This is a genomic window from Nocardia neocaledoniensis (assembly GCF_003182135.1).
GTDB lineage: Bacteria > Actinomycetota > Actinomycetes > Mycobacteriales > Mycobacteriaceae > Nocardia > Nocardia neocaledoniensis.
Window position 1 is genome coordinate 27406 of record NZ_QGTL01000013.1, and the last position, 15244, is coordinate 42649.

The following is a 15244-nucleotide window of genomic DNA, read 5'->3' on the forward strand; positions in this document are numbered from 1 at the left end:
ACGGCGACGCCGGAATCACGCGGAGTGCGAGACCCGCTGCTCGGGGTGCGGCCGGGTGGTCGGGCCGACGCCGAGCGGGCGGGCGTGCTGCAGCGTGGGATGCACGCGCACCCGGCCGTCGTCGACGTGGCGCCAGATGTTGAGCGCGGTCGTGCGCACGGCGGCGGCCAGGCGGTGATCGATGACCATCCGGTCCACCGGCCCGCACACCGACACCGCCGCGACCGCGACCTCGCCGGGATCGCCGATCGGCGCGGCCAGACAGCCGAATCCGGGCAGCGACTCCTCGCGCTCGACCGCGACGCCGTGCGCGCGCACCTTGTCCAGGGCGGCGTCGAGCTGGGCCCTGGTGGTGAGCGAATAGCGGGTGCGCGTGCCGGTGAGCCCGCCCATCACCTCGCCGACCCGGCGCTCGTCGGCGTAGGCCAGGATCGCCTTGCCGACCGCGGTGTAGGCGGCGGGACGGCGACCGCCCACGCGGGTCGGCACCGAGAGGTCGCCGCCGATCTTGTCCAGGTACACCACGTCCGGACCGTCGAGGACGGCCAGGTGCACGACGAACCCGGTGACCCGGTGCAGCTCGTGCAGGAACGGCATCGCCGCGCGATGCATCCGGTCCTGGTGCACCGCGAGCGAGCCGAGCTCCATCAGGCGGATGCCCAGCTCGTAGTCGCGCCCTTCCCGGCGTAGCCACCGGAGTTGCACGAGCCGTTCCAGCATGCGATGCGCCGAGGACCGGGGGAGACCGGTGCGCCGGACGATCTGGGCGAGCGTGAGCCGGCCCGGACCGTCGAAGGCGTCGAGCAGCAGGGACGCGCGATCCAGGATCGCGCTCGGGGTTGTGGCCTCGGCCTGGATGACCATGAGATCTCCATTTCGGATCTACGTGCTGATGCCCACTCGCATATTTCGATTAGGCATATGACTATTCATACCATCTGTTGTGGTCGTTGTCACATGAATGGGCGTGTCGATCATGAAAACGGCCCCCGGCCCGAGCGGTGAGGCTCGGGCCGGGGGCCGTGGCAGAGGTGCGCGGAACTACATCGCCGCGAGCGGCTCGCTCCCGGACCAGTCGTGGCCCCAGTAGCTGTCGGCGGTGATTTCCTCAGCGGTGTAATAGGTTTCGTCGACCCGCATGCCTTCGGTGCCGAACTCGATGTCCCAGCCGCCGGGCGCGCGGACGTAGAACGAGACCATCTTGTCGTTGGTGTGCCTGCCCAGGGTGGACGAGACGGAGAAGCCGTCCTTGGTCACCCGGTCCAGCGCCTGGCCGACGGCGTCGAGGCTGTCGACCTCCACCATGATGTGCACCAGGCCCGGCGCGCCGCCGTGCGGCGCGGGACACAGCGCCAGGCTGTGATGGCGCTCGTTGACGCCGAGGAAGCGCACCCGCATCGGCCCGAACTCCGGCGGCGCCGGGATCCGGAACGCGCCGCGCGGCAGGAACCCGAGTACCTCGGTGTAGAAGCCGAACGCGCCGTTGGGGTCCATCGTCGGCAGCACGACATGGCCGAGGCCCTGGGCCCCGGTGACGAACTTCGCGCCGAACGGTGTCACCACCGGGCTGTGGTCGAGGACCGCGCCGTGGAAGATCTCGAGAGTCGCCCCGGTCGGATCCTCGAAGGTGATGACCTCCTCGACCCGGCGGGCGTCGGCCTCCTCCACCGAGAGCGGCTTGACCGCGATGCCGGCCGCCGTGACGGCCTCCTGCACCCGCACCAGCGCCGCGTGGTCGCGCACCTCCCAGCCGATCGTCACGATCGCGTCGGTGTCGCCCGGCACGACCGTGATGCGTGCCGCGCGCTCGTCCATGCGCAGGTAGAGCGCGTTCTCGTCCGGTCCGCTGCCCTCGGCGAAGCCGAGGACGTCGAAGGCGAAGGTGCGCCAGCGGTCCATGTCGGCCGTCTGGATCTTGACGTAGCCGAGGCCCTTGATGTCAGTCATTGTCGGTGTGTCCTTCGTGGTGTTCGGTCAGATCATCGAGCGCAGGTTGTCGGCGGGCTCGATGCCGAGGGAGCTGAGTGCCGCGGCGTGGTACACGGTGCTGGGCACGTGGATGGCGTGGGCCAGGCCCACGTGCGCGTCGCGCCAGAAGCGCTGCAGCGGCTTGTCCATCCGCATGGCGTTGCCGCCGGAGCGGGCGAAGATCTGGTCGACCGCGGTGACCGCGCGCCAGGCCGCGCGGACCTGGGTGCGCCGGACCGCGGCCCGCTCGGCGAAGCTGATCTCCTTGCCCGCGTCGACCAGGTCGAAGATCCGGTCGACATTGCTGAGCAGTTCCTGGCGGGCGGCGTTGATGTCGGCGGCCGCCTCGCCGATGGCGAAGAGCACGTACGGGTCGTCCTTGACCGCGGTGCCCTGGGCGCCGACCCGGTCGCGCTGGTAGTCCAGATGCGCGGCCAGCGCGCCCTCGGCGATACCGACCACGGCCGAGCTGATGCCCAGCGGGAACATCGTCGACCACGGCATCTTGAACAGCGTCTCGGTGACGCCGTACTCGCGCTGCGCGGTGCCGTCGATGACGTGATCGCCGTTCATCACCCGGTAGTCGGGCACGAAGGCGTCCTTGACGATGATGTCCTTGGAGCCGGTGCCCTTGAGGCCCACCACATTCCAGGAGTCCTCGACGATGGTGTAGTCCGAGCGCGGCAGGATCATGTGCAGCATGGTCGGCGGCAGCGCCATCTTGCCCTCGGGGTCGCCGAGCATGGCGCCGAGGAAGATCCAGTCGCAGTGATCGGTGCCGGAGCTGAACTGCCAGCGGCCGTTGAAGATGTAGCCGCCCTCGACCGGCCGGGCGATGCCGGTCGGCGCGTACGGCGAGGCGATCCAGGTGTCGTGATCGTCGGACCACACCTCGTCCTGCACCTTCGGATCGGCGAAGGCCAGCTGCCACGGATGCACGCCGACGATGCCGGTGATCCAGCCACTGGCCCCGTCCAGCGCCGCCGTCGCCATCACCGTCTCGGCGAACTCGCGCGGGTGCGCCTCGAACCCGCCGTACTTCTTGGGCTGCAGCAGGCGGATCGGGCCCGCCTCCTTCAGCAGCCGCGCGGTGGCGTCGGGAAGCTGGCCCAGCCGCTCCGCCTCGGGAGCCTGATCGCGCAGCTGATCGGCGATCGCGGCGATGTTGTCGAGAACCTTGGTCATCGCAGGTCGTGCTTTCTGTTCGTGGGGGGGTGGCGGTCAGGACATGGTGTTGATGACGGCGCCGCGGGCGATGTTGTCGGCGACCTCGGCTTCCCAGCTGGTCACCGCGCGCTCGGTGTCGATCTCGAACTCGAAGCGCTTGGTCATGTCCTCGGTGACGTCCTCGACGTCGACGTAGAACTGCTTGTACCAGCGGCGCAGCTGGTAGACGGGGCCGTCTTCCTCCGAGAGCAGCGGATTGTCGATGGGCGCCTTGTTCTTCCAGATCTCGACGTCCTGCTCGAAGCCGTACTCCACGCCCTGGGCGAACTGGGCCGCCATCGCGGTGGCGTCCTCGTCGGACATGCCCTCGGGCTTCTTCACCATCGCGCCGTACTGCAGCACGAAGGCGTTCTCGCTGACGGGGTAGTGGCAGTTGATCAGCACCGTCTCGATCGTCATGCCGTTGGCCTCGCTCCACAGCCAGTCGATCATGTACGACGGGCCGAAGTACGAGGCGTCCGAACGCAGGGTGGAGTTCGGATCGTCGTAGCTGGTGCCGACCTCGATGTCGTGGCGCGGGGTCGACCGCATGTACTGCGTGGCGACGTGGCCCTCGAAGACGTTCTTGAAGTAGCGCGGGAAGGCGTAGTGCACGTAGAAGAAGTGCGCCATGTCGACGACGTTGTCGACGATCTCGCGGCAGTGCGAACCCTCGATGAGCATCGAGTTCCAGGTCCAGTCGGTCCATTCCGGGGTGCCGTAGCCCTCGATCTCGGGGATGGTCACCTCGTCGGTGGGCTTGCTGCCCTGCGGGTCGTGCCAGATGTAGAGCTGGCCGTTGCGCTCGAGCGTCGGCCACGACCGGGTCTTGGCCAGCGGGGGCACGCGGCGCGCGTAGGGGATCGCGGTGCACTTGCCGTTGCCGCCCCAGCGCCAGTCGTGGAACGGGCAGGCGATCGAATCGCCCTTGATGGTGCCGTGGGCGAGGTTGCCGCCCATGTGGCGGCAGAAGCCGTCGAGCACGTGCAGCGCGCCGTCGGTCTCGGACTGGAACACCACCAGGGTGGTGCCGAAGGCCTTCACCTCGTGCGGCTTGCCGTCACGGAACGACGAGAGCAGGCCGAGGCAGTGCCAGCCGCGAGCGAACCGAGTCGGCGCCGCGGCGGCCTCGATCTGCCGGTAGTCGGCGGTGGCGTCCAGCGATCGGCCGTTCGGCGTGTTCTCCGGCATCGAAACCTCCATGTATCGGACGGAGTGGGGATGAGCTGCGCCGATGGTCGCGCTGTCGCGGGGTGGTCGGCGGGCGGAGTTCCCGGTCAGCGGACATGTTTTCGTGCCGAATGCCCGGTGTCCCGATGAGCGGGAGCGGAACCGGTCACACGGCGCCGGCGCGCCCTACCGTGACGGCACCCGCCTGAGAGGAGTGACGATGCACAACGTCGCCGTGGTTCTGGAGACCGAGGCCATCCGGCTGTTCGCGGAGTCGGCGCGCTCCGATCATCCGGCCTACCGGCTCGCCGAGCGGCCCGTGGTGCCGCCGACCTTTCTGCCCGCCGACGCCTCGGGCGCCGCGCGGACCGAGACCGATCACCGGTTCTTCGGGCCGCCGCCGCGCGCGGGCGACCGGCTCACCGCGGTGCGCGCAGGCGGCGATCCGGCGAATCCGGCCGCGATCACCGCGGCGGAGTCGCTGACCCGCTACTTCGACCGCACGGGCGGCCTCGTCGCCGAGTCGTGGGCCGGGGCGGCCCAGGTCGGCGGGCCCGCCTCGCCGCAGGCCGCCGCGCTGCTGGCCACCTACGCCACCGACTGGCTCGGCGCGGAGAACATCCGGCGCTTCCGTACCAGGGTGGTGGGCGAACTGCCGCCCGGCGACGTCATGAGCTGCTCGGGACACATCACGCAGAGCTATGCGCAGGACGGGGAATCACGCGTCGACGTGAGCCTGTGCGGCGTCGATGCCGCGGGCCGGGTGGTCGTGCGGGCGTGGGCGAGCTTCGCGCGCGAGTGACCCGCGTCGACCTGAACCACCGTCCAGATTCTTCGGGGCGAATCCGTGGATTCGCCACCGTGAAGCGGCCGGGGATGGTGTGGTGTTCATAATGCACATCGACGTTCGGAGGTAGTACGACATGACGCGACGCTACGAAGGCAAAGTCGCCTTCATCACCGGCGCGGCCCGCGGACAGGGCCGTGCCGAGGCGGTGCGCTTCGCCCAGGAGGGCGCGAACATCATCGCGATCGACGCGTGCGCGGAATTCGCCAGCACGGCCTACGCGGGCGCCACCGAGGCCGACCTGGCCGAGACGGTGCGGCTGGTCGAGGAGACCGGCGCGAAGATCGCGGCGAGCAAGGTCGACGTGCGCGATTTCGACGCCCTGTCGGCCGCGCTGGCGGCGGGGATCGAGCAGTTCGGGCGCCTCGACGTGGTCGTCGCGAACGCGGGCATCTGCTCGGCCGCGCTGTCGTGGGAGATCACCGCCGAGCAGTGGCAGGAGACGGTCGACGTCAACCTGACCGGTGTCTTCCACACCGCGAAAGCCGCTGTGCCGCACCTGATCGCCCAGGGCGAGGGCGGCGCGATGGTGTTCACCAGCTCGGTGGGCGGGCTCAAGGGTATTCCCTTCACCGGTCACTACGTGGCGACCAAGCACGCCATCACCGGCCTGGCCAAGACCATGGCCAACGAGCTCGGCGCGCATCGCATCCGGGTCAACACGGTGCATCCGGCCGGCGTCGCCTCGGGCATGCAGCCCAACGACATCGGGCCGCTGCTGGAGGAGTACGCGAGCACGCTGGCGCCGATCTTCATGAACTCGCTGCCGGATTACATCATCGAGCCGGAGGAGATCGCCGCGACGGTGGCCTGGCTGTGCTCGGACGACGCCGCGAAGGTCACCGGCGCGCAGATCCCGATCGACATGGGCAATCTGAACCGCTGACCCGATTGGTATTTTTATACCGACGCCGCTAGCCTGGTATGAAAATACCAACTGGAGGCGTGATGGTGGAGTTGAAGTCGCCCGCCGAGCTCGAACGGATGCGGGTGACCGGGCGGTTCGTGGCCGACGTGCTGGCGGGCGTGCACGCGCGCGCCGCCGTCGGCGTGAACCTGCTCGAGCTCGAAGAGTATGTGCGGGAACGGATTCGCGAGCGCGGCGCGGTGTCGTGCTACTGGGACTACGCGCCCTCGTTCGGTCGCGGACCGTTCCGCAACACCGTGTGCCTGGCGGTCAACGACGCGGTGCTGCACGGCCTGCCGCACGACTACATGCTGCGCGACGGCGATGTGCTCACCGCCGATCTGGCCGTGACGATCGACGGCTGGGCCGCCGATTCCGCGGTGACCACCATCGTGGGCACTCCCGATCCCGCGGACGCGCGGCTGGTGCGGGCCGCCGAGGAGGCGCTGGCCGCCGCGATCGCGGTCGCGCGGCCGGGCAACCACATCGGGGACATCTCCGCCGCGATCTCCGCCGTCGCCCGCGCGTACGGCTATCCGGTCAACACCGAATTCGGCGGCCACGGGATCGGCCGGACCATGCACGAGGATCCGCACGTGGCCAATCACGGCCGCGCGGGCCGCGGATTCCGGCTGCGCCCCGGGCTCGCCCTGGCGATCGAGCCGTGGTTCGCGGCGACCACGGACAAGGTGGTCACCGACCCGGACGGCTGGACCATCCGCTCCGCCGACGGTTCCCGCTGCGCGCACAGTGAGCACACCGTGGCGATCACGGACGACGAGCCGATGATCCTGACGCTGCGGGACTGATCAGGCCGATTCGGCGATCCGCTCGGCGCGATAGACCTCGGCGAGCTCGGCGAGCGGGATGTCGAGGGCCTCGGCGAGGCCGACGACGGTGCCGAAGGCGGGCGAGGGCAGGCGCCCGGATTCGATCTTGCGCAGCGTCTCCGGGGAGATGCCGGCGGCCTGGGCCACCGCGGCGAGCTCGCGGTCACCGCGCGCGGACCGCAGGCGGCGCCCGAGGCGGCGACCTGCTTCGACCTGGGCCGGGCTGAGGGGGAGACGCACCATGGCACCGAGCGTAAGGCGGGTATTTAAATACCGCAAGCGGCCGGTAGTGCCGATCCGGTGGAGCGGGCGCTGAGCACGCACGCCTCGCTCGGCAGGTTCTACTGTCACCGAGCGGCGGAGAGGGCGATGTGTGTGGTGCCCGCTCGCCGGGGGCCGAGCTGGTCAGCGGGCGGGCTGGGCGAGGAAGGCGCCCTCGATGAGGACGGGGACCGACGGATCGGCCTCGAGTTCCGACGCGAGCGCGACATCGTCGGCGAAACCGCCGAGGGCCAGCTCGCGTCCGGACGCGCAGTCCCCGATCGCCGCGGGCACGTCCGGCGTCGCGGCGAACGACGCCGCGGCAGTTCGTGCTTCGGGCGAGGGGTCGGTGGCGCCGAGGTCGAGCAGGGCGGCGGCGACGGCTCCGGCGCCGAGCCAGTCCTCCAGGGCGGGGCGCACGACGCCGCTGCCCGGCCAGTGTTCGCCGGCCGCGACGATCGCCACCGGTCGCGCGGGCGTGCCCCAGCCCCGAGCGCGAAGCCAGGCGGCGACCGCGCGATGGTTGCGCAGGCAGCCCGCGACCACCGGCACCCCCGTGACCCCGGCGGCGATGGTGGAACCGTTGGGGGAGGGGAGTACGAGCCGCTCGGTGAACGGCGCGCGTCGCAGCGTCGCCGGGGACAGCGACCAGGGGTTCTCAGCGCCGACCTCGCGACGGCCGACGGCGAGCGCGGCATCGTGCAGCGCGGCGAAGGTTCGAGCCGAATCATCGCGCCACCGATAGGGGAACACGACCGTGCCCGCGCCGGTCGCGATCGATACCGAGGTGGTGAACGACAACACGTCGATCACCACCACGGCGGCGGCTCCCGGCCCGATCGCGGCAGCGCCCGTCGCGCCCCACTCGACTCTGATCCCGAATCCCCGCTGCCGCGACCACTCCGGTACCGACATCGAACCCCCCACCCTCTCGGTCGACCGCGGTCGGTCCACTCCGTACAGCATGGCCGACCTCCGGTCCGTTCGCCGAGGGGCGATCCTCGGCGGCGGTCCGATTGCGACGTCGGCCGCATGCCGGTCGCTCCGATCCCGAGTTCCCGCCGCCGCGACCGCGCCGGTGTAGACGGCATCCGACCTCGTTGTCGGAGAACGGCCTTGGGGGAAGGGACTTCAGTCCGTAGGGGTGGTGGCGGTGAGCCAGGTGGTGAGGAGGTCGGAGGCGGCGGCGTCGGTGGACAGGGCGGCGCGTTCCGCTGGTGTGAGGTCGACAGTGTCGAGCTCGGACTTCCAGTGGGCGAGGCGCTCGGGGTTCTCCGTCGCCACCGCCAGTTCGGCCAGGGCGGCGTAGGCGCGGGCGCGATCGATCGCGGCGGCCGAGGCGCCGAACCGGCGCAGGCCCGCTTCGAGGGCGCGGGTGGCGGCGCGGTCGTCGTTCTTGAAATCGCGCAGGATGCGGGCGTTGTCGAGGACGCGAGCCAGGCCCGCCAGTGCGCGTGAGCCGCCGTACTCGACGTCGTCGGGTTCGCCGCGCTGGATCACCAGCAGGGTGTTGCCGACCGGATCGACCAGGGAGAACCGCGACTGACCGGGCCGGAACCGCGTGATGCGAGGACAGCCCTTGGCGGGGACCTTGCCGTAGTGGGCGCGCAGCGCCGCGGTGAACTCGGCGTGCCGGGCGGCGACGTCGTCGACCAGCAGCAGGGCGCCCACGTGCTCGGTCGGCAGGTCGAGACCCGGGGGTGCCGGCGCGAAGTGCAGTGCGCACCCGTGCCCCTCGATCGCGCCGTAGACATAGGGCCGGGTCTGCTCGTCGACGACGGTGTAGCCCAGCGCCCGGTAGAAGTCGAGGGTGCTGGGCAGATCACCGGCCCACAGCAGTGGTACGGCGGTGTCGGTCATGGCTGGCCTTCCGGAGAACGGGTCGGACGGCTCCGAGGTTAAGAAGAATTCCGCGTATCCGCCCGTACTGTTTTCGGCGTCCCGAGCAACCGTGCGATCGCCACGTCCGCACCGTCGGTCCCGATCCGCGGGCCGACCGCACGGGCCGTGGCCGCCGTCGCCGGTGTCAGGGCGCGGGCGAGCGCCGTGCCCAGCTCCGACACCCGGGCGGCCGTCTCGCCGAGGTCCAGTTCCCGCACGCGGCGGGCGTAGTAGAACTGGTCGAACATCTGTGGCACCACCACCTGCGGAACGCCGGCGCGGGCCGCGGCCGTGGTGGTCCCGGCGCCACCGTGCTGGATCACCGCCGCGACCCGGGGCAGCAGCGCCTGATGGGACACCTCCCCGATGGACAGACAATCCGGCTGATCGTCGAGGGGGCTCAGGTCCGCCCAACCGCGGCTCACGATCACCCGTCGGCCGAGTGCGCGGGCGGCCTGGATCGCCTCGCGAGCCAGGCCTTCCGGGGCCCGGGCGCTGCCGAACCCGAGGTAGACGGGTGGATCACCGGCATCGAGGAACGCCTCGAGCCCGGGATCGAGCGGTCGGGTGTCGTCGACCAGCCAGGCCCCTGGCTGGAACACCGTGAGATCGGGGCCGCCCGGCCATGGCGCCAGCACGGGATCGGCGGCCAGCCAGGGATGATCGGTGAACAGATGATCGCGGACGTCGTCGACCTCGCCGAGCCCGCGCCGGGCGCGCGCGGCATTCAACGGCGCCCGCCACACCCCGTTCCACATCGCGCGATCCCGCTCCCACGCGGTGGCGTTGTCGCCGTCGCCGACGGCGTCGCCGAAGACCGGCGGCGCGTGCTGGGGCGACGGCAGGGTCATCGGCGCGAACGCCACATAGACGTAGGGCACGGCCAGCGATTCCGCGATCGACCGCGCGGCGATCGCCAGCCCGCCGCCGCCGACCACCACGTCACACCCGGTGGCCGCCCCCACCGCCTCGAACTGCGCGGCCACCGTGCCCTCCACCAGCAGGCGGCGCTGCTCCGGCGTCGGCTCCGCACCGGGCCGGGCGGTGCTGCGCAGGGTGGGTCCGACCGGCACGTACTCGACGCCCAGCGCCGACGCCCGGCCCGCGAAGTCCGGCGGCGCGCACAGCACCGCAGTATGGCCGAACTCGCGCAGCCGCCCGGCCAGCGCGAGCATCGGCTGCGCCTCGCCACGTGAGCCGATGGTCGTCAGGAGAACCCGCATGTCACGCCCCGTTCTGCGCCCGGATCTCGGCGCGCGGACAGCGATTCTGCCCGCTACCCCCGGCCTTGCGGCAAGCCCCGGTGCCCGGTAGACGATGAAAGGGGAAACACCGCCGGGCCGAGATCCCGCGCGAGCGCTAGGCTGCGGGCATGACGAACCGACTCGGCGAACTGCAAACAGCGAACTACGTGCTGCTCACCACTTTTCGCAAAGACGGCTCGCCCGTCGGCACTCCCGTCTGGGCGGTCGCGCACGACGACAAGCTGTTCGTCTGGACCGTCACCGACAGCTGGAAGGTCAAGCGCATCCGGCGCAATCCAGAGGTGACATTGCAACCGTGCAACGCGCGCGGAGTGGCACACGGTGCCATTGTCGGCGGCACCGCGCGGATCCTCGACGGCGCCGAGACCGAACAGGTGCGGTCGTGGCTGCGCCGCAAGTACTGGCTGACCGGCCCCTTGGTGATCCTCGGCAGCAACCTGCGCCGCGGCAAGGACGGCACCATCGGCATCGAGATCACTCCCGCCTGAGGCGCCGGGATCGCCGAAGCAGTATCCAGTACCGAGGGTATCGGATAACGTGGGGCTCAGCGGACTCTCCGAAGGGACTCACATGGCCAAGAATCGCGCCGTCATCGTCGCGGGCGCGCGCACCCCGTTCGTGCGCGCCTTCACCGACTTCACCCGCCTCGACAGCATTGATCTCGCGGGCGCCGCGGTGCGTGGCCTGCTCGAACGGACCGGGATCGCGCCGGGCGAGATCCAGTCCATCGTCTGGGGCGGGGTCGTCCTGCCCAGCCACGCGCCCAACATCGCGCGCGAGGTGGCGCTGGACCTGAACCTGGATTTCGGGTGCGAGGGCTACACGGTGACCAGGGCGTGCGCGTCGGGCCTGCAGGCCGTCACCTCCGCGGCCGCCGCGATCGAACGCGGCGAATACGACATCATGATCGCCGGCGGCAGCGACTCCACCAGCAACGCCGAGATCAAGCTGCCGCAGAAGGTCGTCCACGCCGTGGCCCCGGTGGCGCTGGGCAAGCCCAAGCCCAAGGACTACCTCGACGTGGTCCGCCAGCTGGCGCCGTTCACCGACATCCTGCCGCGCCAGCCCAAGATCTCCGAGCGCACCACCGGCGAGGTGATGGGGGAGTCGGCCGAGAAGATGGCCAGGATCAACGGCATCTCCCGTGCCGACCAGGACGAGTTCGCCGCCCGCTCGCACCACCGCGCCGCGGCCGCGATCGCCTCCGGCCGCTTCGACGACGAGGTGGTCCCGCTGACCACCCCCGCGGGCACCCGGATCGAGACCGACGGCCTGGTGCGCGCCAACACCAGCGTCGACAAGCTCGCCGGCCTGAACCCGGTGTTCGCCAAGGGCGGCACGGTCACCGCGGGCAACGCCAGCCCGCTCACCGACGGCGCCTCCGCGGTGCTGCTGATGAGCGAGGAGAAGGCGCGCGCCCTCGGGTTCACCCCGCTGGCCGCCTTCCGCTCGTGGAGCTTCGTCAGCGTCGACCCCGCCGACCAGGTGCTCATCGGTCCCGCCATCTCGATGCCCCGCGCGCTGGACAAGGCCGGGATGTCGCTGGCCGACATCGATCTCGTCGACATCCACGAGGCGTTCGCCGCCCAGACCCTGTCGGTGCTCCGCATGCTCGAGAGCACGGAGTGGGCCAAGACCCGCCTCGACCGCGACGAGGCCGTCGGCTCGGTCGACCTCGACAAGCTCAACGTGCACGGCGGGTCGATCTCGCTCGGCCACCCCTTCGGCGCGACCGGCGCCCGCATGGTGACCACCATGGCCAACGAACTGGCCCGTACGGGCAAGGAAACCGCCCTGCTGGGGATCTGCGCGGCCGGTGGCATCGGTGCCTCGGCGGTGCTCGAACGCGTGTGAGCCGGCACCGGGCAGGCCACGCGCCTGCCCGGGGACCGTGCCCTAGGTCGCCTGGCTCACCGACGACATGTGGAAGTCCGGGATCCGCAGCGGCGGCATCGCGGTGCGGGTGAACCAGTCCTTCCACTCGCGCGGCAGCGTGATCTCGGTGGCGCCCGCCTCCGTGGCCCGGCGCAGCAGATCGAGCGGGCTCTCGTTGAAGCGGAAGTTGTTGACCGCCGCGGTGACCCGGCCGTCCTCCACGAGGTAGACCCCGTCGCGGGTGAGGCCGGTGAGCAGCAGGGTCGCCGGGTCGACCTCGCGGATGTACCACAGGCAGGTCAGCAGCAGGCCGCGTTCGGTGCGGGCGATCATGTCGTCCAGCGTCGCGTCGGAGCCGCCGGTGAGCAGCAGGTTCTCGCCGGGAAGGGTGGCGGGCGCGTCGAATTCGGCCGCGGTGGCGCGGGGATAGACCAGCGACTCGATGACGCCGGAACCGATCCAGTCGACCCGCCGGGCGGACAGGCCGTTGTCGAAGACCGACAGCGACTCCGATGACGAGGGGGTCGCCACGAACGGCCGGTACTCGAGCCCGCTCGCGGACGGATCCGAGTACAGCGTCAACGGAATGTCGTTGAGCCGCTCACCGATCCGGGTGCCGCCCGCGCGGGCGAAGGCCGTGTGGCCCTCGTGCGCGCCGCGCCCCTCCATCGACCAGGCCAGATAGATCATCAGATCGGCCACCGCCGAGGGCGGCAGCAGCGTCTCGTAGCGCCCCGCGGGCAGGTCGACGCGGGTGGCCGACCAATCCAGGCGGCGCGACAGTTCGGCCAGCAGGCCCGGGGTGTCGACATCGGTGAAGTCGGCGGTGCCGACGCCCACCCAGGCGCTCGCGAGATCCTTTCCGGCGCCGCGCTTTCCGTTGATCTCGACCGATCCGGTGGGCTGGGTGAAGCGGCGGCGGATGCCGGTCGAGGTGCCCAGCCAGGTGGTGTGCACCTGGTGGTGGGCGAAGCCGTAGAGCCGGTCGGCGCCGTCGAAACCGGTCGACAGGTCACGGGCCAGCCCGGTGAACACCTCGATCTCGGTGGCGCCCGGCGCGTGCTCCCAGGTCGCCGAGTCGTCTTCGGCCGGCGAGAGCAGCGGCATCGCGTCGCGCGCGGGCGTCGCGGTGCGGGCGGCCTCCTCGCTCGCGCGGACCACGGCCTCGATGTCGTCCGGATCGACGCTGGTGGAGCTGATGCTGCCGACCCGCGCGGCGTTCGGGCCGTCGCGGAACACCGAGATCACCGCCCAGTCCCGCGACACCGAGGATCCGTTGGTGGTCATCGAGTTCCCGGCCCAGCGCAGCGAGGCCTCGTGCGCGTCGGTGACGATCACGATCGCCTCGTCGGCCTTCGACGCGGCCAGTGCCCGTTCGACCACCGCGCCCGCGGGGAACACACCCGATTCGCTCACTGACCGGCCTCCGTCCGGGTGTTGAGAACATTGACCCCGCGCACCAGCACCGACGGGCAGCCGTGGCTGACGGCCGCGACCTGCCCGGGTTGGGCCTTGCCGCAGTTGAACGCGCCGCCCAGCTGCCAGGTGCTCGGCCCGCCGACCGCCTCCATCGACCCCCAGAAGTCGGTGGTGGTGGCCTGGTAGGCGACATCGCGTACCTGCCCGGCCAGTTCGCCGTCGCGGATGCGGAAGAACCGCTGCCCGGTGAACTGGAAGTTGTAGCGCTGCATGTCGATCGACCACGATTTGTCGCCGACGATGTAGAGGCCGTCCTCCACTCGCGAGATCAGCTCGGCGGTGCTCGTGTCGCGCTCGGGGTCCGGTTGCAGCGACACGTTGGCCATCCGCTGGATCGGCACGTGATGGGGGGAGTCGGCGTAGGAGCAGCCGTTGGAGCGGTCCAGGCCGAGCCGGGGCGCGAAGACGCGGTCGAGCTGATAGCCCACCAGCACACCGTCGCGGACCAGGTCCCACTGCTGCCCGGCCACGCCCTCGTCGTCGTAGCCGACCGTGGCCAGGCCGTTGACCTGCGTGCGATCCCCGGTGACGTGCATGATCGGCGTGCCGTAACGCAGCGTCCCCAGCTGGTCCGGCGTCGCGAACGAGGTTCCCGCGTAGGCGGATTCGTAGCCGATGGCCCGGTCGTACTCGGTCGCGTGGCCGATGGACTCGTGGATGGTGAGCCACAGGTTGGTCGGATCGATCACCAGATCGGTGGGCCCGGCGACCACCCCGGGCGCCTTCACCTTCTCCGCCAGCCAGCCGGGGATCCGCGCGAGTTCGTCGGCCCAGTCCCAGATTCCGTCGGCGCCGGTCACGTACTCCCAGCCGCGCCCCGCCGGCGCGGCCAGCGTGCGCATGGTCTCGAACACCCCCGACGCGGAGTCGACGGTGATCGCCTCGAGCTGCGGATGCAGGCGCACCCGCTGCTGGGTGATCGCCGATCCGGCGGTGTCGGCGTAGAAGACCTGCTCCTTGACCTGCAGCACCGAGGCCGTGACGTGGTCGACCCCGTCGGCGGCGGAGAGCCGCTCCGAATAGTCCTGCAGCAGCGCCACTTTGTCGGCCGTCGGCACCGCGAACGGATCGCGCTCGTAGGCCGAGACCCAGGAGACGTCGGCGTAGCGCGGCTCGTCGGCCAGCTCCACCCGCTCCCGGTTGAGCGCGCGCAGGGCCGTCGCGACGGTGACCGCGCGCCGCGCCACCTCGGCCGCGGTGTCGGGCGTGAGCGCGGCGTGCGAGGCGAAACCCCAGGTGCCGTCGACGATCACGCGCACGGCCAACCCGAGCTCGGTGGAATCGGTGACAGCCTCCACCCGGCCGTCCCGCAGCCGGATCGACTGGGTGAGCAAGCGATGCACGCGCAGATCGGCGTGCTCGGCGCCCGCCGCCCGCGCCGCGGTCAGCGCCGCGTCGGCCAGCGCGCGCAATCCGAGCGCGCGGAACTCGTCGTCCACTTCCCTGGAAGTCGTGGTGGTCACCCGGCCTACGCTAGCGTGAAACACCGGTTCCGGCAGTCACAACCGTGACGCGCTGACGCGGTCCTCCCGCGGCGGGCCGCGCCGATGCCGTA

General features: G+C 70.9%; 15 protein-coding genes. 5 read left to right on the plus strand and 10 right to left on the minus strand.

The window, feature by feature from the left end:
* Positions 1-15: 15 nt before the first annotated feature.
* The 4 genes from DFR69_RS27640 to DFR69_RS27655 form a co-directional block, all read right to left on the minus strand.
* Positions 16-864, minus strand: coding sequence for an IclR family transcriptional regulator (locus DFR69_RS27640; protein WP_110040587.1), 849 nt, complete (start codon positions 862-864; stop codon positions 16-18).
* Positions 865-1041: 177 nt separating this feature from the next.
* Positions 1042-1947, minus strand: coding sequence for a biphenyl-2,3-diol 1,2-dioxygenase (bphC, locus tag DFR69_RS27645; RefSeq protein ID WP_110040588.1), 906 nt, complete (start codon positions 1945-1947; stop codon positions 1042-1044).
* Between the two features lie 27 nt (positions 1948-1974).
* The gene (locus DFR69_RS27650; protein ID WP_110040589.1) at positions 1975-3153 is read right to left on the minus strand and encodes an acyl-CoA dehydrogenase family protein; all 1179 of its coding nucleotides are present in this window, start codon (positions 3151-3153) and stop codon (positions 1975-1977) included.
* A 36-nt stretch (positions 3154-3189) separates the two neighbouring features.
* Positions 3190-4365, minus strand: a complete 1176-nt coding sequence (locus tag DFR69_RS27655) for a 3-ketosteroid-9-alpha-monooxygenase, oxygenase component (protein ID WP_167456430.1) — start codon at positions 4363-4365, stop codon at positions 3190-3192.
* 199 nt (positions 4366-4564) lie between these two features.
* Here DFR69_RS27655 and DFR69_RS34905 point away from each other — a divergent pair, with 199 nt between their 5' ends.
* The 3 genes from DFR69_RS34905 (at position 4565) to map (ending at position 6907) form a co-directional block, all read left to right on the plus strand.
* Entirely contained in the window at positions 4565-5146 is a 582-nt protein-coding gene (locus tag DFR69_RS34905; RefSeq protein WP_186817377.1) for a hypothetical protein, read from the plus strand.
* Positions 5147-5267: 121 nt separating this feature from the next.
* Positions 5268-6077, plus strand: a complete 810-nt coding sequence (locus tag DFR69_RS27665) for a mycofactocin-coupled SDR family oxidoreductase (protein WP_110040591.1) — start codon at positions 5268-5270, stop codon at positions 6075-6077.
* Between the two features lie 62 nt (positions 6078-6139).
* Entirely contained in the window at positions 6140-6907 is a 768-nt protein-coding gene (map, locus tag DFR69_RS27670) for a type I methionyl aminopeptidase (protein ID WP_110040592.1), read from the plus strand.
* On the opposite strand, the gene DFR69_RS27675 is transcribed toward map, so the two are convergent.
* The 4 genes from DFR69_RS27675 to DFR69_RS27690 form a co-directional block, all read right to left on the minus strand.
* On the minus strand, positions 6908-7171 hold the full coding sequence (locus DFR69_RS27675) for a helix-turn-helix domain-containing protein (RefSeq protein ID WP_110040593.1): 264 nt from the start codon (positions 7169-7171) through the stop codon (positions 6908-6910).
* Between the two features lie 162 nt (positions 7172-7333).
* Positions 7334-8104 carry a 2-phosphosulfolactate phosphatase gene (locus DFR69_RS27680; protein ID WP_110040594.1) on the minus strand — a complete coding sequence of 257 codons (771 nt, stop codon included), beginning with the start codon at positions 8102-8104 and terminating at the stop codon, positions 7334-7336.
* Between the two features lie 216 nt (positions 8105-8320).
* Positions 8321-9049: a VOC family protein gene (locus DFR69_RS27685; protein ID WP_110040595.1), complete on the minus strand. Its 729-nt coding sequence runs from the start codon at positions 9047-9049 to the stop codon at positions 8321-8323.
* A 38-nt stretch (positions 9050-9087) separates the two neighbouring features.
* A complete protein-coding gene (locus tag DFR69_RS27690) occupies positions 9088-10293 on the minus strand; it encodes a glycosyltransferase (RefSeq protein WP_110040596.1) in 1206 nt (401 codons plus the stop codon).
* A gap of 149 nt (positions 10294-10442) precedes the next feature.
* On the opposite strand from DFR69_RS27690, the gene DFR69_RS27695 reads away from it, so the two are divergent.
* Positions 10443-10823: a PPOX class F420-dependent oxidoreductase gene (locus DFR69_RS27695; protein WP_110040597.1), complete on the plus strand. Its 381-nt coding sequence runs from the start codon at positions 10443-10445 to the stop codon at positions 10821-10823.
* Between the two features lie 82 nt (positions 10824-10905).
* The gene (locus DFR69_RS27700; protein WP_110040598.1) at positions 10906-12189 is read left to right on the plus strand and encodes an acetyl-CoA C-acyltransferase; all 1284 of its coding nucleotides are present in this window, start codon (positions 10906-10908) and stop codon (positions 12187-12189) included.
* Positions 12190-12231: 42 nt separating this feature from the next.
* On the opposite strand, the gene DFR69_RS27705 is transcribed toward DFR69_RS27700, so the two are convergent.
* Positions 12232-13626: a metallopeptidase TldD-related protein gene (locus tag DFR69_RS27705; protein WP_425271610.1), complete on the minus strand. Its 1395-nt coding sequence runs from the start codon at positions 13624-13626 to the stop codon at positions 12232-12234.
* Positions 13623-15152: a TldD/PmbA family protein gene (locus tag DFR69_RS27710; RefSeq protein ID WP_110040599.1), complete on the minus strand. Its 1530-nt coding sequence runs from the start codon at positions 15150-15152 to the stop codon at positions 13623-13625. The genes DFR69_RS27705 and DFR69_RS27710 overlap by 4 nt, the downstream gene beginning before the upstream one ends.
* Between the last annotated feature and the right edge of the window lie 92 nt (positions 15153-15244).